Source organism: Mesobacillus campisalis, assembly GCF_000986785.1.
Classification (GTDB): Bacteria; Bacillota; Bacilli; order Bacillales; family Cytobacillaceae; genus Mesobacillus_B; species Mesobacillus_B campisalis.
The window spans coordinates 354,023-375,739 of sequence record NZ_LAYY01000001.1; the positions used below are offsets into that span (position 1 = coordinate 354,023).

The following is a 21,717-nucleotide window of genomic DNA, read 5'->3' on the forward strand; positions in this document are numbered from 1 at the left end:
GAGGAAACATCATGGATATGAACAAAAAATTGGAAAAGGTGTTAGGTCCATTGAAAAACCCTGCGAAGGCTGAGTTGAAGGATGCTTTGGCAAAAATGGGAATCACCCTTGAGGAGCTTGATCCCCTAATCCGGCCAGCTGGAGATAAGCCTTATTACCGGAAGCTTATTTTTAAAAATAATGAGGTGGAACTGCTGGTGATGAATTGGTCCGAGCTGGACTGCGCCCCCCATGACCACGGCAGCTCGCACGGTTGGATCCAGGTCATCAATGGGGTGTCGGTGAATACGGTCTATGAAGTCGACGGGAATGGCCTGCCGAAAGAACGGTTTAGCGAGCAGCATGCAGAAGGGACAAAATTTTATGCGCCGAAGAAAGGCATCCACAAAATGCAGAGAGCGGAAGGAAACAGCCTGGTCACTCTCCATCTCTATTCCCCACCGATCACAGGCATGAAGGTCTTTGACCTGGAAAAATGCGCCGCCTGTGTTGTTTCGGATGAGTGCGGAGCCTGGTGGCCGGATGAGGATAATCAGAAAATGAAAGAAATCAAGTTGGGGATACACCCTCTTTGATGCTTGAAAAGCAGCTACGATAGCCATCATCGTTAGTTTGGTGGATAAAGCTCCAAGCAAAGAAATCCAGGAGGAATTTGATACATTCAAATCCATGCTATAAGTAATTCAAACAAAGAACATCCCTTCAAATTTAGGGATGTTCTTTTGGTTATTGATTTATGTGCGCACATTCTCAATGTTCTTCAAAACACCCGTTCATGTCAATTTTCTTATCCTTTATGAGAAGGAGAAGGCACCTTTTCCTCTGCCCAAAACAGAGATGTCTTGTTGATCCAGTTCATATAATCGTTAAAAGCCTCTTCAAATCCATATTGAGGGTTGTAGCCGTCTTGTTGTAGACGCTCGATTGTTAAACGATTGGTATCCTTCGGAGCAAAGAAATCGATGTTTGCTTCGTTGGGATTGTCAACTAAGCGATATTTGAAATTCGGGAACTCGTTTTCGAGTCGTTTACACCAATCTTCTACGGTCCACGACTGACCTGGGCCAATGTTATATAAGTCGAAGTGCAATTTGTCATTTTGCATCAAATGTACAATTGCATTTGCAACATCACGACTGTAAACCCAATCTCTCATGCCTGGCCGAGGCAACAACACTTCTTTATTTAATAGCGCAAGTCTAGTTGCTTGGAAAGGACCGGAAAGTGTATGTCTTATACCCGTAAAACGCTCCCAAGGCCCAAATACTGAACCGATTCGAACGACCAATACAGGTAATCCAAATAGCTCCTTATACCTCAGGACCGTTCTCTCCGCAGCATACTTCGTAATTGCATACAAAGACCTTGGCAAGGGGATGGAGTCCCTTTCAGACAACCTGTTATCGAGAAAAGAGGTCTCCCCGTATACGGCTTCTGAACTCAAATATACAAATTTTTCAATTTCGTGCCTATGTGCCGCTTCCAATACTTCTACAGTGCCCATATAATTGACGTTCATGACATCCTTACTCGATTGTTGCTCCCTTTTAAAATCCGGTGTCATTACTGCAGCGTGAATGATGGTCTTAATCTTATATTTTTCAATGACCGAGTCTAGTAGTTTTCTATCCAAAACATTGCCTTCCACATATTCATAATTCCCTCGACGTCCCTCTATAGATGGAATGGCTTCATCCGGGACCGGAAGAGTTGCATAATTTACTACATTAAAACCTCTATCAAGGAGTCGTTCAGTTATATTAATCCCGACAAAACCTGAACCTCCTGTTAATAAAACCGTCATTAAAACCACCCTTTTTACTGTAATTTACTTTAGCTAAAAATTAAGATCAGCCTTTTAGGTTAGCTTTAGCCTATAAATGGCTTTAATTCCTTCCAACCTTTGTTGTCTCAATTAAATTAAGCAGTGCCGTCAAATCAGCGGAGGCTATCTCCATTAATCGTTCTGGACAATACTTATATTGAGGTGGTGTAGATATGAGATAACCATCTATTTCTGCTTCATGTAACGCATTCATGATTCCGGGCCATTCTGCATCACCACTGAGAGGGGCAACGAAATCACCAGATTCATATCGATAATCCTTTACATGTGTGGCGACGATTTTATCCCCCACAGTGTTGATAAAATGTTCCGGGTGACCTGTTACCATTGCATTTCCAGTATCAAAATAAGCTTTAACAGCAGGATGGTTGATTTCGTTAAGGAACCTCGCAAATTCCATTGGACTAGGAAGGAATTTGTTACACACATTTTCGACCGCAATTATTACACCAGCTGAAGATGCTTCAGAGGCCAGATTGACAAGTGAATCTCGTGCCCTTTCATAAGCACGCTCATAAGGAGTATCGCGACTCACGGTTCCCGGAACAACTTGAATGATTGAAGCCCCCATTTCGAAAGCCACTTCAATCATTTGCAAGGCAACCTCTTCCCCTCGTTTTCGTACGCCCCTGTTTTCTGATGACAATGCGTATTGATTGTGTAAGCCTGTTGACAATGTTGGCATTTCTAAACCCAACCCTTTTACCTTTTCCCCTATCGCCCTCACTTCTGCCAGCGATGTCCCTAAATGAATATATCCTTCCCCCTCATGCATATTGAGTTCAATGCCTTCAAATCCTGAAGAAGCAGCTTTTCCCAAAAACTGATCGATCGACCATCGATCAAGGAAAGGTACATCATGTATCCCTTTTTTCATGGTTCGCACCCACCACCTTAAAAAATTTAAAAAGTCATTTGAATCATGAACCGTTTCTCTGCTGATTCTGTATCACAATCGATTTATTGGCGGTATATTCTAGATGCTCATACATGGCGTAATAAGCTGCATCCGGATCCTGATCTCGAATCGCATGAAAAATTTTAATATGGTAGTTTGCTGAAATTTCATTTTCTCCTGGTTCCGTAAAGAGAATGTTTCTGGTTTTTCGAATCCCATGTTTCATCAATTCTTGTACTATAGTGATGAAACTATTAAGAGTTGGATTTTTGGCAGCTTTCAATACGCTTGCATGAAATTGAATATCCGCCTGGATTACTTTTTCTAAATCACTGGTTTCCTTGATTTCGTAAGCATATTTTCGAATGGCTTGCAAATCCTCTTCTGTTCTCCTAATGGCAGCTAGCCTAGCTATTCCGGATTCCAGCAATGTTCTCGTTTCAAACAGATTACTATGACTATCCGTTTCCTCCTGTAAAAACATCAGCAAAGGCGCAATGATTCCATTCATGGTCGGCTTTTTTAGAAACGTGCCTTCCCCTGGTTTTACATACACCACATCGAGGGCTTCCAATATCCGTAATGCTTCACGAATCGAGGTCCTACTTACATTTAGTTCCTCAGCAAGCTTACGCTCCGGCAAAATCATGTCACCTGGTTTTAATTTTCCTTCAGCAATTAACAAATGCAATTGTTCAATAACAAGTTCATAGTTTCGTTTACTCTTTTCAACCGGCTTAAACAATTTAATCCCCCTATATATTCTTAGCTTATATTTCGTGGTTGATTGGATGATTTTTATTTTTTTTCCCTTTGAATTCTCCAATAATGATTAAGATTGGCAAAACAAAAACAAATAACAAACATCCTCCAACCGCGTATATTAAAAATAAATATAAGAATTCAACCGGAATTATAAGAGAACTGCCTGCAAATTCTTCTGCCAAAATAAAGAGAATGATATACGCGATTACAGACAGAATGGAACCAATAACTACTTTAGGCAACACCATCACCTCCATTGGAAACATTCCTCTCTATTGGTGAGATAAGATCCGTATGTTTACTAGTCAGCATTAGACTACCGATAATTAAGATAAGGATAGAAGTAACAATTCCGGCAAGGTTTGTATAGATTGATTGACTGAATCCAAAGTAAAGAACGATTACCGAAGTGATTCCTAAAATCATCGCCCAAAATGCAGCAGTGGGATGAGTCCTTTTCCAATATAACCCTAGAATAATAGTAAAAATGAAGGGAATATTGACACTTCCATTTAAAACCAACAAAGCTAGCACTCCTTCTCCAAAATTAAGGGCACCGAATATTCCAATTACCCCCAAAGACACTTGCGTTGTCATACTCAACACAGAGGCCTTTTTTTGAGTCAACTTACTTTTGCCATGCTTTTGATAGACATCAAATATCACGATGGAAGCTAAATTATTAATTGCTGCATCTGCGGTAGAGAAAACCAACGCTAAAGCCCCAAGAAAGAATAAAACGGCTGCCCATTCTGGGAATAAGTTGGCTACCAATGTCATCGCCGCATCCTGACCCGAGATTTCCGGGTACAGTAAAAAGGCAACCATCCCCATAATCGCCGTTCCAACTGCAAAAGGAGCCCATGTAAGAGGGAATAATCGAAACGCACGAGTCACTTCTTTGTCACTTTTACCAGAAAAAGCAATTTGATAGAGAATCGGAGAACCAAAAACAAAACCAACACTTGCGATACAGAAGCTAAGCATTTCAGTTGGTCCCCATGCAACAGCATTTAACATATCTCCACTATTGGCGGAGACTTGTTTAATTAATTCAGGCAGTGAAAATGCGTTAACAGACAGGATAATCGCAACGGCGACTGCACCTCCGGCTAGTGCAAGCTGAAAAATACGGCCATATATTAAAGCATCAAAACCACTTAAAGCTGTATAGATGACCATAACTCCGCCACCAATTATGATTGCCGTTGATAACTCAATACCCAGCAAGGATTTAAGAACAATTCCCGTTGCCAACACAATGGATATGATAAACAATATATTTGAAATGAAAAGAATAACAAGCGCAGCTAGCCTTGATTTTTCATCATATCGCTCTCCAATAATTTCAATAAATGTCAGTCCCTTAGGATGAAGTTCCCGAATTCTTGCTGGTATATTTAATGGCCAAGAGAATAGAAGGAGTGGAATAACAATCCCCATGCCGTACCAGATGACTCCCGATATTCCGCTTGCAAACCCTGATTCTGCTGCTGCAATTAACGTATAATTGGAACCCCAAACGGCTACTAGTGACGCCAACAATGGACCTGTCGTATAGGAGCGATCTCCAATAAATTGTTCCTCCAGCGTGTTTTGTCCTGACCTCTGCTTTTTAATAAAGTTATATAAACCCCAACCAATCAATAATAGAAAGTAGATGGTCACCAAAATCGCGGTTGTGCTCAATCTCAATTCCCCCTAAAAATGTTTTCCTTTTAAACACCTTGTGAAAAACCAAATGAGTAACTATTGAAATTTACCTTTAATATGGAATGGACGATTTTCTTATTATGTTATTTTACTGGTTCCCTAAATTGGCCATCCTTTTGAAGGTTGGCCATACTCTCTTGGTTTTGAACTCTACTGCGGTGCAGATATTTTCCACGGGCCAAATCGCCAATAAATTGACCATCCTTAACAATTACTTCTCCACGAGATAGAACGTTTGTAATAACCCCTTGTACCTTCATTCCTTCATAGGCATTGTAATCTACATTTTGATATTGGCATTCTGCCGTAATAACTCTTGAACGATTAGGGTCAAAAACGACTATGTCGGCATCTTTCCCAATGGATATATCTCCCTTTTTAGTAAGTCCAAATAACTTGGCAGGATTGGTACTGATGATTTCAACAAATTTGTTTAATGAAATTCTTCCTTTATGAACGCCAAAATGATATAAGATAGAAAAAATGTCTTCTAAACCAGGTAAACCATTTGGAATTTTAGAAAAATCGTCCTTACCCATTGTTTTTTGACCTTCATATCGGAAAGGACAATGATCCGAGCCTGCAACAGAAATGATGCCCGTTTGCAAACCATTCCATAAAGCATCTTGATTCCACTTTTCTCTTAGCGGCGGGGAACAAACATACTTTCCCCCTTCAAAGTTAGGTTGGTCCAAATAGCTAATATCAAGAACCAAATACTGTGGGCAGGTTTCAGCAAAAGCTTGCACACCACGCTTTTTTGCTTCCACAACTTTTTCCAACGCCTCTGCACAGCTAACATGGACGATGTAAATGGGAGCATTTGCCGCTTCCGCAATGGCCAAGGCTCTCCCTGTGGCCTCTGCCTCCATTATTGTTGGCCGCGTATATCCATGGTAGATGGGGTCTGTTTTCCCTTCAGCTAATGCCTGTGCAATCATTTCGTCAATAATATCTCCATTTTCAGCATGGACATTGGTGATGATTCCCAACTCTCCTGCCTTTTTCATGATTTTGTACATTTCAAGATCATTGACCATCATTTCACCTTTATAAGCCATAAAAAGTTTGATTGAACCAACACCGTAGGTTTCCGCTAAAATAGGCAGTTCTTCTAGTACTCTATCACTGTAGTGGTTGATAATGGCATGCAGACCATAATCAATTACCGACTTTTTTCCTTTCTCAATCCATTCCTCTTGTGTAGGGATTAGAGAAGCTCCTATTTCTGGTTTCGTGAAATTTATGATACTGGTAATTCCGCCGACTGCTGCCGCTTTTGTTCCGCTAACAAAATCATCTGCAGTTTCAGTATCCATGAGTGGCCATTCCAGATGTGTATGTACATCAATACCACCCGGAAAAACATATTGCCCCTCAGCATTTATAATTTTATCTGCTGACTCTTGAGTAATGTGGCTTGAAATCGATGTAATGGATTCACCTTCAATCAAAATATCCGCCTTAAAAATACTCCCTGAAGTCACTACAATCCCATTTTTAATAATTGTTTTCATTTAATCCCTTCTTTCCTTCTGGTACAGTGGTCTAACCAATAATAATGAATTGACATCGATTTAATGGATTCATCTTTAATTGAAATTTCCTTAGGTTTTGACCATCGCGTTCTTAATAATTGTTTTCGTTTAATCTTCCCATTAATTTACGGTACAGTGGTCTAACCAATAATAATTTGTTGATTATTCAGTCACTTAAGTGCATCCTATTTCAATGCCTGCAAGAGACTAGCCTGCCATTACTCCCCCCTTCTCCATTATTTGGATTAGTGGTTTTACCAAGTATAACAAGAAGTGAATGAATAATCAAAATATTTACTCTATTATATAACATGTATGGTAAATTATTCAATAAAATATGTGACAATCAATTGGTTTAATACTTTCAGCTATATTACTGCATATTTTGCTGTAAACCTTGAAATCACCCATAACGTGATTACAGCCAAGAGATTTTACCACCCTCGCCATGTTTTTTACCACTGTTCGCCAAGGAATTTACCAGGCTACGCCAACACATTTACCAATGGATAGAAAAGCCCTACAGATTAACCATCTAGGTATCTTGTAGGGCTTTTAATTGTTGATTAATTACTTAGAGTAGTTATTGAAGTATTCAAAGATTATCTTTCTAGATGCTTCATAAATATCTTGATCTGTCCAGCTATAAAGAAAAGGTTCCTTCCCGTATACCTCTAAAAGTTTTTCTATTAGTTCCTTCGGGAAAGGGACCCAGCTTTTGAAACCCACCCAATAATAGTATTCTTCATCCTTATGAATCTCTTTTTTTTCTTACGAAGGTCCTGCTATCCGAAAAGCCATAGAATACTTGTATCACTTATTTAAAAATCCTGCTGACTACCCTAACATTGACAACCATGATACCGAGTTAGCTTCAACTTCGATCTTTCAAAAAATAAAATGGGTTAAATGGCTATGGCGCCTGTCACTACCCGAATCTTATCAAGGAGCATCGACAAATTTCAGGGTTTGACAGTGGACCTCTTATTGTCTTTTGATTTTTCGATGAACCTCGGTTTCTCGCCGATGATTCTAAGCACGTTGAACTGGACTGTATATTCGATCCTATTAAAAAAATTGAACATCCCTATTCCCACACTTGTGGTTACTTTTTACATGAGCGTAGTCGGCTTCCTGCTCACGCTCCCGTTCATTCTGAGGAACAGGGGTTGGGAATCACTGCCCCTGCTGGAAAGCTCGGAATGGGCACATCTGGCCTTCCTTGCTGTCTTTGTCTCGGGTGTCGGCTACTGGTACTGGGGAAAGGCCCTCGAAGTACTGGATGCTTCAAGGGTGTCTGTATTCCTGTACCTTGAACCGCTCGTCACGTTCCTTGCCGCGATCCTTCTTTTACATAAAAAAGTTTTCCTCATAAGTGCCGTCGGCGGCATCATAATTATTATGGGAGTCATGATTGTCAACGGACGCCACCTGCCATTGTTATTCAGGTTCCTGGCCAGGAAGTGATAAGAGGAGGAAGCATCATGGATGTGAACGAAAAGGTGGAAAGGGTGGGACCATTGAAAAACTTAGCACGGTTAGACACGTCTTTCAATTTTTGAGACACTGGAACCATCCCAATGTACCCTAAACCCATAACAAAACACCTGAATCATTTGCAGCTAGATTCAGGTGTTTCCCAATCAAATCGCTCTGCTTGTCGCCTTGTTCAAAATAGCATTCCCTACTCTCTCCATCTGTTCCTGGTCAAACATTTCATCAAATTCCAATTTTCTTTTGCCATATTGAATGCGCAATCCTCTTTCCAGGAGGCCATCTTTGAACCAATTGACGTTAATGACTGTTTGATATCTGAATTTGTCCATGAAGGTAAGGTTTTTGGTTAAAAACAATACCCTTTTATTCGTCGGGATCAGATATCCTTTTATCTCTTTCTTGCTGGATTTGTCGAATTCACAAAAGATAAAGGTCAGAGCTTTTTCGTTCGGTTCGAAGACTCTTTCTACGAGATTCAGGAAAAATGGTTGATTGTTCTTAACTTCATTGATTTCATATGGGGAAGCGCCATTCATACCGTTCTCCAGTACTTTTACCAGCAACGCCTCAACTTCTTTTCTCTCACGCTCTTCGTTCTCTTTACGCTGCCTTTCTTGTGCTTCAGATTTTTGTTGGTTCAGCTCCCTCTGCTGTGCTCTTTTCTTTTCCTTCTCAAGTTTTTTCGCTTGCAGCTTTTGATCAGCTTCTGTCCTGTACTTAGCAACCTTTTCTCTTACCACATCAGGATCTTGCTTCCCTGCTAACACTTTTACAAAAACATCTTCAACCTTACGACTGACAGTTCGGTAAATTCCCATAGCGGCCTCCTTTTAACCAATCATTTTCTTTGCCACATAGAATCGTCTTCCCAACCATGCAAGTGCAGCTATCCCTAATCCCCCAGCAGTTGTCTGCTGATCAGCCGCTTTTTCTGCTTCATATTCTTCAAATCCTTGTTCATAGTAAAATTTATAGACTCCCTCGCCCTTTTTATATTCTTCAGGGATGGACAGCTCAGCTCCATCCTTTCCTTGGGCCAGTGCTGCGTCTCTAATTTTTACTACCTCTTTGTTCGATTCAAAACCTTCTTTATACCAATCTATGAACTTCTCATTTTTCAAATCAGGCTTTTTATAGTCCACTAAGCTAAAAGCAGCCTCATACCCCTTCTTCACATAAAGGTCCTTTAACTCCTTGTTACCTTTTTCGTACCCTTCTTGATAGGCTTCAATAAAGTCTTTTTCCTTTGGCGGATTATTCACATCATTTTTTCCATCTTTCTGACCTATAGTGAAGTACTCCTCTTTCTTAGCCTCTATTCGTTCGTTAGCAGCTTTGTTAAAACCTTCTTCAAAGGCTCCTTTGAGAAGTGCGTGAGCTGAATAAGTTTGAGGAATCGACATTTCGTTCTGGTTTTTCCCCAATGAATATCCTTCCTCATACGCTTTTTTCTTTTCAGCCTCTAATTTTGTTTTTCCTTCTTCATATCCTTTATCATAACCAGTTGCATAGCCACTCTTGAAAGCATCGGTTCCATTTGCAGCTCCGCTGTTACTGGAATTCCCTTGATACCCATCCTTCTGACCTTGTGCATGTCCCTGCTGCTCACCGGTTTTACCATCTTGCTCATCTTTTTTGAATTGCACCTGCTCAGGGCTGTTGTTTATCTTGGTTTTGTCATAGTCACTAGGTGCTTCACATGGTATTCCATCATCAACCGCATTTCCCCATCCATCCAATCTTTCAGGATCATTTGTAGCGGAATATCCTTTTGAATTCCAGTATGCAACCACTTCATCATAGGTTGCAAAGTCAGAGCAATCCTTATCATTTCTTGTAGCAGCAGGAGCAGAACCTGACGAGCTGCCGCCAGACGAACTCCCGCCCGAATCAGAAGTTCCACCGCCATTATGATAATGGTAGCCTGTGCAAAGACCCTTTGCTTTAGACTTTTCACTACAGTTATGGCCCCCATTAGCATCTTTCCCTCCTGAATGAGCAAAAGAAGCAGTCCCAAATACAAAAGTAAACAATAACGTTAAGATGGCGATTCTCTTATTCATTTTTCTCCCCCTAAAAATAACTATGTCGCCTTTTTTATGTTACTTATATTGTTTTTCAAATTTATTTTAAGATAGGTTCCACATATTTACAATACATATTCAGGAAATCCATCATTTTATTCCCAACAAAAAAACTCAATCTCTTTCAGACTGAGTTTCTTGTTAATTTTCTTTAGTATTCTATTAATTATAGCCTCAGCCAACCATTTAGAAGAAATCCCGTATGGAAATAGAAATAAAAAATAGCCTGTCACCGAATTTCTTTTAGTAACAGGCTAACAATTTATCTTCCTACTCTTTCTAATATCCAGTCTTGAATTTCATCTTTTAAATCAATGCTAACCTTCAACTTGCCCAGCAATACTCCTTTTCCAAAAATGTTGAGTTCAGGGGTAAATGCTTCTTTCACACCTTCAATTGTATAAGTGACTGTTTCAATATGTCGAACAGGAATTCTAACAATATTTATAAGCCCCTCACTTACAAGATAGCCGTTCTCTATTTTTATTTTATTGGTTTTCCAACTAAACTCCGGTTCTGAAACCGTTTCACCAGATTGTTTAACACCCGAGGTTTGTCGTTGGTTGATTTGATTCGACAAATTTCGAGTGGTGACAGGCACCTCTTATAATGGCCAGGTCAATTCGGGATCCCCCACATCCCCACTTGTGTGGTAACTTCGTATCCGAGATTTCTTAGCTGCTTATACACTTGCTCTTCGAACGGGGAGTCGAAGTGCAGTTCTTTTTGCTGCACGTGTGTGTTTACATTTTCATTGATTTCCTGGACGACGGCGATGATTTGCTAATGCTCACCTAGGCACTCCTTTGGCTTTTTTATATACTCAACTTAAAACTTGTTGGTCATTGTCTATCGGATTAATAATCTCTTCTAAAATTTCGTTCTTATTCTTAAAGTTTAGGAAAAACATTAACGTTGAGTCAATAATTCTAAGTCTTCTATTTACCCGATCATAATCGAACAATGGCGGTGTGATCATTTTTTTACTTTGCTTATCTGCTAATCCATGTAGCAAATTAGTCATATCTGAAGTTCGGACATCTAGACTTCTATGATGAATATTCTTTATTCTTTCATGCAGTTCTGTTTTACTTATTCCGTCCCTTAACCCATTAATATCGCTTTCGACAATAACTCTTACTAGATAATAAGGAAGATATAATCCGTTAATATATTGCCCGCTGTCGGAAATGCTTTCTAATGATCTTAAATGACTCGATGCATACTCTTCAACTTTTTTCTCAATAGCCTTTTCCAGATATTCTTGGTTATCAATTTCAGTTAGATAATCTTCGGTTTCAGTTATTCCTGCAAATAAACTTAACTCTTTGCACAACTCCTGTACTATGCCAATATTCCCAAATGCGATCTCCTTAATTTCTGATTTTATTGTTTCAGAAATATTAATATTTAGCAATTGTGAACCCGTTTGTATTACAGCTTCAAAATCCTCAGGCAACCAGGGTTCTACTGGTATTTCTATTATTCTATCGATTAAATCTCTATTAAATTGCAATAACCGGTTTCTTTCTCTCCAAATCCCCAATATAATGAACCGTACATTATTTTCTTGAAATAACCTTAAATCAAAAGCCAATAACTTTTGTACCTCTTCATTTAAATAATGGAAGTTCTCAATAATAACAAATTTATTAAATTCAATTTTTCTTAGTAATTCACTTACATCTTGACTGATTTCTAAATTATATTCTATGTATTCTGATTGTTCTTTATTACTATTAGTTCCTGTTATTTTTCCGGAAGCCTCTACACTACCTTCTCCAAAAAAAGGTAACATTGCTTTAAATGTTGTTTTCAGCAAGGTTTCACCAGAACTTCCAGTTACTTGTTCTTGTGAACTAGAGATTTTAATATCTAATTGTCTTAATAAGGAAGAATAAATATCTTTTGTTGTCATGTTTGTACTACAACCTATTGTGATAGCATTCGTAGATGATATATGTTTTTGAACTAAAGCAGATTTCCCTTGCTTTGATGCTCCGTATATTACTATGTGTTTATCACCTTTTAATTCTTCCTCCAATTTGGTGTCTACATTTTCTCTGGATAGATAACTTAGAACCTTTTCTTTTTTTACACCAAATACATCTTTTATTTTATTTTTACTCACCCATTACTTCCTCCTTAGGATACTGTATAAATGAAGCGTACTTAATCATTGTTAGTTAAGAAATATAAGTAAACCTACTCATTAATAATATAATTCAATAAAGAAAAGAAATTTCCTCCTTCACTTAGTACACATGAAGACCTGCTGTTTTTCCTGACTTTACTTAGCTAGCATTTGTTATAGGTAGTTCTTGAAACTTGTATTAGAATTATGAATTGACAATTTAATTTGTTTTTTCAATTATCAAATATTATTTTCCCCATACAATATTTATATTCAAAATCATATTAAGGGTAAGAGTTTTATGTGACCATGAAGTAGTTGGTTCTTATACAAAATGGTGATAGCATTTACAACTGCCTTTCGAATAACGTCGCAAGTTCAATATGCCACTGAGATTAATGGTGTCAGGGAATTCTTTGAGAAAAAGGAAGAGGCTATGCTTTACCTTTTTGATTAAGGTGTAAGGAATTTTCAATATTTAACTAAAGAGGCTGCCGATTATAAAGGCAAAACCAAACTTCCATCCTATGAATTTTGGCATATAGAGAATAGGGTTGGGTATGTTGTCTTTGATAATGAGTTCTATGTTTCAGTAAACAATGAGATAATAAAACGGAAAGCATTTGTTTGGAGGTTTGTAGGATATGGAAGGAGCATGTTCGCTCGGACAGAGGAAGAACTTAAAGAAAAAGTTATTCATCAAATAAAGGAATACAACGAGGATCCAAAAGGGTATGGCTATAATACCTATCCTTTTTACACTCGATATTACAGAGCAAAACAGTAGAAACCGTTATTCGACAACTTAATTGAGAGTTGGAGAGAATATGGACTTTATTTCACTTGATTTTGAAATTGCCAATAATAATCTAAATAGTGCTTGTTCAATGGGAATGGTTTTTGTAAAAGAGAATCAAATTATCGATGAATCATATTATTTAATTCAGCCGCCTACCTTAGAGTTTGATAATAAAATGATGTCTGTTCATGGGATAAAACCATCCGATGTTATTTCTGCTCCCTCCTTCGAGGTTATCTGGAAGGGAATAGAGCATCACTTCAAGCAAACTACAATTATCGCTCATAATGCTCAATTCGATATGAGTGTGTTGCACGCTTGTTTAAATGAATACTCCATAGAAATGCCTGATTTTAACTACATATGCAGCATTCCAATCAGCACTCGAGCATCCCGAGGATATAAACTATCCAACTCCTTAAAAGACCGCTGCCAACATTTCGGTATCCAGCTCCATGACCACCATAACTCTATGGCAGATGCACGTGCTGCTGCAGAATTAGTAATAAAATCCATTGAAATGAAAAAGTGCAAATCCATTCAATCATATATTAATAGGCATAGCAGCCTGCCAGTGAGAAAGTTTTCAGAATTAAAGCCACAGACGCATTTCATCAAAAGAAAAAACTTCAATAAGGTAAATATCTCCGAAATAGCCGCAACTGTTGAAAGCTTCAACGAGAATCATCCATTTAACAATAAAAATGTAGTTTTTACAGGTACACTCCAAAATATAGATCGACAAACTGCCGTGCAACATGTTGTAAATTTGGGCGGAGTAATTAAGTCAGGGGTTTCCAGTAAAACCAACTACCTGGTCGTTGGTCACCAGGATCAATCTCTTGTAGGGGAAAGTGGCCTTAGTACAAAAGAAGTAAAGGCACAAAGTCTTATTGAAAAAGGAATAGATTTAACAATTTTGGGTGAGCAGCAGTTTTTTGAGATGTTAGGTATTTGATAGAAGAAAGGTCTATTCCTAACAATCTTCAAAAAAAATCATGCATTTAAGTACAAGCAATACATTGCACTAAACAAATTACCCTCTGATGTTAGTTTTAAGGAAAATTAGTAGAACAAGATGAGACCTAGTTCATCAGACACAAGCTTGAATTTGTTTGATCATGGAAACTACCGTGAGACCAGGATAAGAACTTGGAAGGTGGAAACCCTGCTTAATGATCGTCCTACTGGACATTCTCAATGTTCTTCAAAAACACCAGTTGATCAAAATTTCTGGATATCATCTAGACAGTGTTGAATTTTTCGTCTCCATCTCACTTCTTTTAAATCAGAATTCTGAATTATGGTTTACTTCTATGTAAGCTTAATAACATGAAAAGTGCCTGCAAGCACCCGGGTTTGTCGGTGATTAAATTCGACAAATTTAGGGTGGTGACAGGCACCTCTTCTTTAGACAACTTTGTTTTCTGTCGTTCCCATCCATCCGGAAAGACTTCTGGTAAGTTAAGAATTGTACTTTCTCTTGCTAATAAATCTAAGAGTTTTTCTATATCCGTTGGTTCTTCAAAGTATTCTGTGTAGTGAAGCGGAAGAAAGACTCTCTCAACACTGAATGAAATTGATTGGACTAGTTGATTAAGCTCTGTTGATATTTGTCTTAATTCTTCAATCCTAAATGTTTCAATTTTACCATTAGCTATAGCCTCTGCCTTTAAATGTGCAACCCTGCTATTTCTAATTGCAGTTGCTTTATCAAGCAGATCTGAAACCTTACTGTCAAAACGCTGTTCTTTGAAAATTTCTTTTAATTGAGCTCTATATTGTGAATTTGTATTTTTTAAAACATTATTCTTAAATTTGGGGAGTGGTTATTAAATCTCCACCTTTGTCAGTGAAGGTTTTTGTTATTATTACAATGTTCATGTCATAAAGGTTTTGTTGAATCGATGAAAAAAAATGGTGTTGCTCGGTTTACAAAAAGGCTGAAGGGGAATTGTTTAATTTGTTCTAAAATAAATATATTTGTGTTAAGTGTTACTAATTCTGAAAAGAATACAGCAATACCCTGTTTATATTCCTAAAGGAATTTCTGGTCAAGAATTTCGTGAATACTCACTTCAGAAAGTCCCATTTATCTCCACCTACCTAACAAATTTCTAATTTAATGATTCGTTCATTTTTATAAAATTAATATTTTTCACTTACATAACTCTTAGAATATAAATTTCTTATTACCGAGTTTGTACTTGGTGATGAGAATATCTCCTGAAGATTTTTTAAAAAATCTTCCTCGCTTTTTGCTACAAAATCAAATGTTTCTGGGTCAAGATCTTCAAATTCCTCATCATCTTTTATATTTCTATCAATCGCAACAGGATAATCGTGTTCAGGCTGAGAATAAAGTGTAAATAATGTATATGTATATCCATCTAACATTGGGGCAACTATTTCAAAACTTGTTGCCAAACCGTATTCAATATCACTATTTTTTAATCTTTTGGTATTCAATTTAATAAACAAAGTATCACCAACTCGTTTTTCAAAAAAGTCCGCTTGCATTTTTAAGATTCCATGTGGTGTATCATTCAAATCATTTTTACTCAATTTACCAAATGTCCATAGATCCTTCATAATTAATTCCTCCACTTTTTTATTGAATTTCAAATTTTAAAGGTAAGTGATCTGAAAACTCTTTAGCATTGGGAATTCCTTGTTTATTTAACAAGGTAGTATCTCCTATTCTATCTATAAGTTTTAGCTCATTAAAGTTAAATTTTTCTATTAAAGAAGGGCGAATTATTACCTGATCAAACATATTCCAAACGTAACTAATAGGATTTTTATGATGAAAAAATGATCCTATTACATTGTTGTTAATGTTCCCATGTAAACTCCACATTGGATTGAAAAAATATTTATATTTTTCTCCATCAACTGTTCTATGAATCTTCATAGCAATTTCCTTACTCATTGTCGCATTAAAGCCTACTGTGGAAACCATATGCTCCGAGAAAGGGTTTAAGTTAAAGTCTCCTACCACAATAGTATTATTAGAATTATATTCTTCCTCCAATAACTCAATTTCCCTTTTTATCTCAACACATTTATATCCAATTTCATTATCGTACCTGTATAACCTACTAGGAAGGTGTATAGAGAGTAAAATAGTTACTGACTCATTTAATTTTAATTTAAATGCGGAAAAATATTTACCATCCTTAATCTTATTTACTCTTATATCTAAAGAATGAAATAGATGCGTTCTATTTCCGGGCATTGATAGATTATTTACAAACTTTAAGTCTGATTCACCAAACCTTCTAACAACAAACTCTGGTTCAATGTTTTTAAGTTCAGCAAGTATCAAGATATGCACATTATTCTCACTGCATAATTGAGGAAGATATGGAACAAGTTTAATATTGTTCTTCACATTCCAAAATAAAATATTCATTATTTCGTCAATGCCTTTCAGTTTAATATTTATAGATAGCTATTTCATTAAAATTAAGCTGCTACATGAACTTAAATGAAATAGAAAGAATTCTAGAAAAAGATGCTTATATAGTTTTCGAAATAGAAGCAATCATCTACTACTCAAAGAATAATCACCCTACATAAATAAATTCATTATAGAGAGTCCTATTTCACCTGTTACTGCATAAATACAAGGATTGCTTTTTGGATAATTTTATTAGCTTCTTCTTAATTCCATGAGACTGTAAAATATTCTATAATACTACTCTTTACGGTTTCATTTTCTATTGGAATAATAGTAATTAATTGAAGAGCCGAATAAATATACAAACTTTCTATCAATAATTACATATCTATCAAGATTTCCCTTATCAATACGAATTTCTATATTACTACGCTCCTTTTTAAACTTCTCGTACAATATTTTTGAATCCCCTTGAAACTTTTCAGTAATAACACGAACTGTTACCTTGTTATCTAATTCATCTAATAATGGAAATAACGTCCCATCAATATAAGGATCAATTAGTTCAATTTTTTTATGGGCAGTATTAAGAATTTCTTTAACTTTTTTATATGCAGTGTAGGGGTGTCTTTTTTTTATGAAAATAGGATCTGCTGCAGGAGGATCCATACTTACAGATGCCCATACCTCTTCAAACCAATCGGAGTCTATAGTTTTCCATTGTGGATTTTTAAGACCCTCTTCAACTATCACTTTGTCGCAAATTGGATCCATACCATTAATCTTTATATCTCTATAGTAGATAGAGATATTATCATTAATAATATTGTATCCGATATTAGTTAGATAATTTTCTTCTATTTCTTTCAATATTTTTTCTATCCAGTTTGTAATACTACCGTAACCATAAGCATGTTTTAAGAGAAGTATAGGTTTTGCATCTAAATTAAAAAACTTAAATAAGATATATGTCCCTCTATAATCAATTTCATTCTCAATAAATAAATTGTTCTTAGCAAAGATTTTTTTTCGTGAGGAAGATTCTAACCCAACTCTCACTTTTGCAAGATTGGATAGTATGTAATGTTTTGATGATGTGTCAAACAGTCCTTTCCTCTTTGTTAACTCGTATGTAGCACGAGTAATGACATCAAGGCAGCTAATCAATTCAACTTTTGATAATTGACTTAAAATAAGATCATTACCCGAATACTTATAGTTAATTAATTGGACTAGCCTTTGTTAATTCATTATCGCTTAAACTTTTATAATTATTTATTATTTTGTTGAATAACAAATCTAATTCTAATTGCTCATTCATATGTCACTTCCCCAGCTACATTTATCATTTTTTTAAAAATTTCTAGGTATTTTTTTCTAACTCATATTTTGCATTTCTAATTTACTTCCCAAAGTGTGCAAAGATTTACATTCTCACTTCTCGGCCTATTTTTTACTTCTCGCAAACGATCTACTTGAATAAATACAGGCATAGTTAATGCTGTTCCAGATACTATACAAGTTCCACTTGCGAGAGAAGGGATTGCTGCCTTTGAGACTCTATCTAGGGTTGGGATAGTATTATCAATCATTTCTAAATCCTTATTATTTACTAGCCTATGAATGAAATAATTGTGAATTTGTGAAATAATTGTCGGTGATATATCAAATGGTCGTTGGCTACATATAGTAAGAAAGAAACCAAATTTCCTGCCTTCTTTTATGATTTCTTCAAATAATTCTAAACGATAATTTTGCCAACCTTTTCCTTCACTCATTATCTGATTAGAAAGGATATTATGTGCCTCATCAATAATTAGGTGCACCGTTTTATCGATCTTTTCTTGTTTAGTTTGCTTCTTATGATTATCAAAAAGCATTTTGGCAATCAACGAGGGGATGACTTTCTTAATATCAGAATTACAATCCCTAAATGAGTATATTGTCATAATAGGAGTATGTTCATCTCTATCCTCTTCAATAATTTCTATAATTTGTTCTAGTTCCTTAACTTTAGATTCAATCCTATGAATTAAAGGATTTATATGATCAAACTGTGCATAACGGTTTAACAAATCATTTGCTAACTGTAGCTTGGAATTTAATATAAATTCATCACACCATCCAATACCCCTATTGTCTATTTCAGTACACCATTGAACTAAATAATCATATCCCGATCCATCACTGTATGTATTCTTAATATCATCGACTGTATCGAAATAACACGCCCCACTAAAATATTTATTATTTTTAGTGTGCCATTGAATTGATTTTATCTTTTGAAGAAAATCTTTATGTTCTTGGCTATTCCATTCAATTGATAAATATTCAATTACTTCTTTGATAAAATCAAAAACCTCCTTTGTCGGATGGACAAGAGATTTCGCAAATAAATTAGGAAAATAATTTTTCAAACCCCAACCATTCTCTTTAGCGAAACTCATTCTTTTTAAAAGCCTTTTTATAAAGGGTTTTTGAGTCTGTTCTTTAGCACTAAATAATACAGAGAGTACCTCTGCCGTATAAAAATAACTAGAAGTAATTCTTAATTTATCTTTTCTATCCTCGTCATTGTTGCTTAAATCAATAATTTTCAATTCCGATTCACCTAATCCAAAAACATCTTTATGCGCATACTCACCATTAAAATCAATGAGGTGAAATGAACTTTTATCTCTTAATTTTTCAGAACCAACAGTATTAATTAACTCATAGAACAACTTAGCCAAAGTATTCGATTTTCCACTTCCAGTATTACCTAAAACCCCTATATGCGAGGAGAAAAAAGAATTAATGGAAAACGACACTGGAATATCTTCATATATTGATTGACCTATTGTAATATTAAATTCACTACCTACAGAAATATCCGATTTAATTCCTGAATATATATCTAAAATTTCTTGCTTAGTAGGTATATAGACAAGGTTTCCAATCATAGGCAACTGTTTTACTCCGCTATAAAACGACCTTTTTTCTAAAAATCCTAGAATTTGCACTTCGAGTATTCTAGAAATTGTACCTTTGTTATATCGATAATCTTTTTCTTTGCTCTTCTTACTATTTAATAAATCCTCAATATATTCAGCATCAATTTTCCCAATTAAATCCAAAAATCCTTTTTTGATAATAACAAATCCATTTACCGAAATATTACTTATTACTTCACCTTGAAAAATAAAAGAAGAATGATTCATCTCTTTATATACTTGAACTTTTACCCTAGTTCCCCTAACTTCAATAACACTTCCTACCTCAAGTGGCATTGTCATTCTCTTAACCTCCAAATAGTAGTTTATTTAATTGCGATAAATCTATTGGAGGCATATCCTCAGTAGGCTCAATAATTACAACGTTTTTTTGATATTCACAATTTAACAACTGAGTAATCCCATTTCCTGAACCGCGTTTATATACAAATATATATATTCGTAATTCGGGATTATGAAAAGACCTCTTAATTAAATTCCTGATATGTTCATCCGCAAATGAAAAGCCAAAAACTATTAGAACAGTCTGGGGCTTTTCCAACTCATAACTTAACAACCGCAACATGCTATAATAATACTCATCCAGAACAGTATTTTTAAATTTGCTTTTTTCCGGATTAATAATCATAAGCTTTTTATATTCATTAAAAAATGATTCAAGTGTTCCCCAATTCATCTCAGCAATTTCATGGATTTTTAGATTTAAACTCTCATCATTTTCATCTTCCCAGAGAAAATCTTCTATATAATTCTTATCTTTCTCTTCTAAAGTTATCTTATTAGCAGCGTTCCTGATTATCTCCAATAATTTTAAGTCTTTTCGAATTTCTATCACTTCTTGACTTCCTAATAATTGATTAACCCAATTTACTGAACCATGACATTTAATCAAATTAATAGTGGGTAGCTCCTTATGATAATTATCAAATACACCATTACGCGAAACAGTTTTGTGGAAATTTTCCGAACTCAACGTTTTAAAAAAGTAACCATTTCCACCATCATTAAGTATTATTGATGAATTGTTCCTCTGTTCATAATCAATAGCTCTTTCAAAGAACAAATCGTAATTAGTTGTAAAAATATTTGCCCGTTTAGGAGATAGCCTTGAATTTCTATAATTCATAGTATTCACTAATCCTCTGATAAACCTTCTATAATTACTTGTAACAAGGTATTCACATTGAATAGAGTCATCTATTAAATCGTAATTTTTCTCAATTACATTATTAAAGTAGTGTAAATAAATCAATTGGCGAACGGAGTTACTGCACTCTCTTTCTGTTAATACTTTCTCTATGTTACCAAGTGGAGGAAAAAAAGGTACAGATGCACCCGACCCAATTAAAAAATTCACGTTCTTTTCAGTAATTTGTGTTTGTAACTCACTAAGAATATCTTCTAAATCCAAATTAATCACCATACTTATAACTTATTATCTTTCCATTTTACGAGAGTCTTATTTTTTCGTATTTATTTACTTCCAAATAACCTTCACAATATCTCTTATACCTTTTATCTATTTCATAAGGTCCGAATTCCATCATATTTTTGAAGTCGATTTTGGTTTTATACGCGTCTTACCTTAATGCTTCATACCAATAAAGAAGTTCCCCATAAATTCTTTTTACCGAAATATTTTTCATTACTACTCGAAATATTATCTTTTCCTTTTATTAAAAACAGAACACCATGACGGTCTCATTCTGGTTCAAATCTGTCCTTATAATTTTAACTAGGTGTAGGTTGTCCGGTTAACAGAAAGTATATGTTCAATATGAAACTGAAGCGTTTCTTCTATAATTAGTAATCATCGTCCATATTACCACATGTCATACAGCGGGCTCCGTTCCAGGGTCCTGGGTTTCCACATACCCCACAATAAAAAATCCTATATGCCTGTCCGGAGTTAGGCGTAAACCCTAAACCATAATTCCCTTGTTTGATGATCATACCACTTGCTTTCATTTCACTACTATCCGTTATTTCTGCTTTGCTTTTTTCAGTTTCAGCTTCCAATTCCTCTAGTTGCCTGGCCCGTTTTTCC

General features: G+C 35.9%; 18 protein-coding genes. 3 read left to right on the top strand and 15 right to left on the bottom strand.

The annotated features are described in order from the left end of the window. Positions 1 to 11: 11 nt before the first annotated feature. Positions 12 to 575, top strand: a complete 564-nt coding sequence (locus WQ57_RS01465) for a cysteine dioxygenase (protein WP_046521909.1) — start codon at positions 12 to 14, stop codon at positions 573 to 575. 212 nt (positions 576 to 787) lie between these two features. On the opposite strand, the gene WQ57_RS01470 is transcribed toward WQ57_RS01465, so the two are convergent. The 6 genes from WQ57_RS01470 to hydA all read right to left on the bottom strand — a co-directional run bounded on the left by WQ57_RS01470 (position 788) and on the right by hydA (position 6,739). Continuing rightward, positions 788 to 1,804 carry an NAD-dependent epimerase/dehydratase family protein gene (locus tag WQ57_RS01470; RefSeq protein WP_046521910.1) on the bottom strand — a complete coding sequence of 339 codons (1,017 nt, stop codon included), beginning with the start codon at positions 1,802 to 1,804 and terminating at the stop codon, positions 788 to 790. 82 nt (positions 1,805 to 1,886) lie between these two features. Further along, the gene (locus WQ57_RS01475; RefSeq protein ID WP_046521911.1) at positions 1,887 to 2,723 is read right to left on the bottom strand and encodes a sugar phosphate isomerase/epimerase family protein; all 837 of its coding nucleotides are present in this window, start codon (positions 2,721 to 2,723) and stop codon (positions 1,887 to 1,889) included. 43 nt (positions 2,724 to 2,766) lie between these two features. Further along, the gene (locus WQ57_RS01480; protein WP_046521912.1) at positions 2,767 to 3,489 is read right to left on the bottom strand and encodes a FadR/GntR family transcriptional regulator; all 723 of its coding nucleotides are present in this window, start codon (positions 3,487 to 3,489) and stop codon (positions 2,767 to 2,769) included. A gap of 25 nt (positions 3,490 to 3,514) precedes the next feature. Further along, complete coding sequence (locus tag WQ57_RS26850) at positions 3,515 to 3,751, bottom strand: hypothetical protein (protein WP_046521913.1); 237 nt, start codon at positions 3,749 to 3,751, stop codon at positions 3,515 to 3,517. Then, positions 3,744 to 5,198, bottom strand: coding sequence for a sodium:solute symporter family protein (locus WQ57_RS01490; protein WP_046521914.1), 1,455 nt, complete (start codon positions 5,196 to 5,198; stop codon positions 3,744 to 3,746). The genes WQ57_RS26850 and WQ57_RS01490 overlap by 8 nt, the downstream gene beginning before the upstream one ends. Before the next feature lie 107 nt (positions 5,199 to 5,305). Continuing rightward, entirely contained in the window at positions 5,306 to 6,739 is a 1,434-nt protein-coding gene (gene hydA / locus WQ57_RS01495) for a dihydropyrimidinase (RefSeq protein WP_046521915.1), read from the bottom strand. Between the two features lie 996 nt (positions 6,740 to 7,735). Between hydA and WQ57_RS01500 the strand changes: the two genes are divergently transcribed. Continuing rightward, entirely contained in the window at positions 7,736 to 8,227 is a 492-nt protein-coding gene (locus tag WQ57_RS01500; RefSeq protein ID WP_241481460.1) for a DMT family transporter, read from the top strand. A gap of 176 nt (positions 8,228 to 8,403) precedes the next feature. Here the strand turns inward: WQ57_RS01500 and WQ57_RS01505 are convergent, their stop codons facing one another. The 4 genes from WQ57_RS01505 to WQ57_RS01520 form a co-directional block, all read right to left on the bottom strand. Next, on the bottom strand, positions 8,404 to 9,075 hold the full coding sequence (locus WQ57_RS01505; protein ID WP_046521916.1) for a PH domain-containing protein: 672 nt from the start codon (positions 9,073 to 9,075) through the stop codon (positions 8,404 to 8,406). Between the two features lie 12 nt (positions 9,076 to 9,087). Then, a complete protein-coding gene (locus WQ57_RS01510; RefSeq protein ID WP_046521917.1) occupies positions 9,088 to 10,320 on the bottom strand; it encodes a YHYH domain-containing protein in 1,233 nt (410 codons plus the stop codon). Between the two features lie 283 nt (positions 10,321 to 10,603). Beyond that, entirely contained in the window at positions 10,604 to 10,921 is a 318-nt protein-coding gene (locus WQ57_RS01515; RefSeq protein ID WP_241481461.1) for a hypothetical protein, read from the bottom strand. A gap of 243 nt (positions 10,922 to 11,164) precedes the next feature. Then, positions 11,165 to 12,472 carry a hypothetical protein gene (locus tag WQ57_RS01520; RefSeq protein WP_046521918.1) on the bottom strand — a complete coding sequence of 436 codons (1,308 nt, stop codon included), beginning with the start codon at positions 12,470 to 12,472 and terminating at the stop codon, positions 11,165 to 11,167. An 830-nt stretch (positions 12,473 to 13,302) separates the two neighbouring features. On the opposite strand from WQ57_RS01520, the gene WQ57_RS01525 reads away from it, so the two are divergent. Beyond that, complete coding sequence (locus WQ57_RS01525) at positions 13,303 to 14,232, top strand: exonuclease domain-containing protein (protein WP_046521919.1); 930 nt, start codon at positions 13,303 to 13,305, stop codon at positions 14,230 to 14,232. Positions 14,233 to 15,422: 1,190 nt separating this feature from the next. Here the strand turns inward: WQ57_RS01525 and WQ57_RS01530 are convergent. The 5 genes from WQ57_RS01530 to WQ57_RS01550 form a co-directional block, all read right to left on the bottom strand. Next, on the bottom strand, positions 15,423 to 15,866 hold the full coding sequence (locus tag WQ57_RS01530; RefSeq protein ID WP_046521920.1) for a hypothetical protein: 444 nt from the start codon (positions 15,864 to 15,866) through the stop codon (positions 15,423 to 15,425). 19 nt (positions 15,867 to 15,885) lie between these two features. Further along, positions 15,886 to 16,689: a hypothetical protein gene (locus WQ57_RS01535; protein ID WP_046521921.1), complete on the bottom strand. Its 804-nt coding sequence runs from the start codon at positions 16,687 to 16,689 to the stop codon at positions 15,886 to 15,888. Positions 16,690 to 16,989: 300 nt separating this feature from the next. Then, entirely contained in the window at positions 16,990 to 17,844 is an 855-nt protein-coding gene (locus WQ57_RS01540; protein ID WP_046521922.1) for a phospholipase D-like domain-containing protein, read from the bottom strand. Between the two features lie 230 nt (positions 17,845 to 18,074). Then, positions 18,075 to 19,952: an ATP-binding protein gene (locus WQ57_RS01545; protein WP_046521923.1), complete on the bottom strand. Its 1,878-nt coding sequence runs from the start codon at positions 19,950 to 19,952 to the stop codon at positions 18,075 to 18,077. Positions 19,953 to 19,956: 4 nt separating this feature from the next. Further along, entirely contained in the window at positions 19,957 to 21,081 is a 1,125-nt protein-coding gene (locus WQ57_RS01550) for an SIR2 family protein (RefSeq protein WP_052948616.1), read from the bottom strand. Positions 21,082 to 21,717: the final 636 nt, after the last annotated feature.

Coding starts and splice junctions, on each gene's coding strand:
- WQ57_RS01465 (WP_046521909.1), top strand. CDS start 12: ATGGATATGAACAAAAAATTGGAAAAGGTGTTAGGTCCATTGAAAAAC.
- WQ57_RS01470 (WP_046521910.1), bottom strand. CDS start 1,804: ATGACGGTTTTATTAACAGGAGGTTCAGGTTTTGTCGGGATTAATATA.
- WQ57_RS01475 (WP_046521911.1), bottom strand. CDS start 2,723: ATGAAAAAAGGGATACATGATGTACCTTTCCTTGATCGATGGTCGATC.
- hydA (WP_046521915.1), bottom strand. CDS start 6,739: ATGAAAACAATTATTAAAAATGGGATTGTAGTGACTTCAGGGAGTATT.
- WQ57_RS01505 (WP_046521916.1), bottom strand. CDS start 9,075: ATGGGAATTTACCGAACTGTCAGTCGTAAGGTTGAAGATGTTTTTGTA.
- WQ57_RS01510 (WP_046521917.1), bottom strand. CDS start 10,320: ATGAATAAGAGAATCGCCATCTTAACGTTATTGTTTACTTTTGTATTT.
- WQ57_RS01525 (WP_046521919.1), top strand. CDS start 13,303: ATGGACTTTATTTCACTTGATTTTGAAATTGCCAATAATAATCTAAAT.
- WQ57_RS01530 (WP_046521920.1), bottom strand. CDS start 15,866: ATGAAGGATCTATGGACATTTGGTAAATTGAGTAAAAATGATTTGAAT.
- WQ57_RS01535 (WP_046521921.1), bottom strand. CDS start 16,689: ATGAATATTTTATTTTGGAATGTGAAGAACAATATTAAACTTGTTCCA.
- WQ57_RS01545 (WP_046521923.1), bottom strand. CDS start 19,952: ATGACAATGCCACTTGAGGTAGGAAGTGTTATTGAAGTTAGGGGAACT.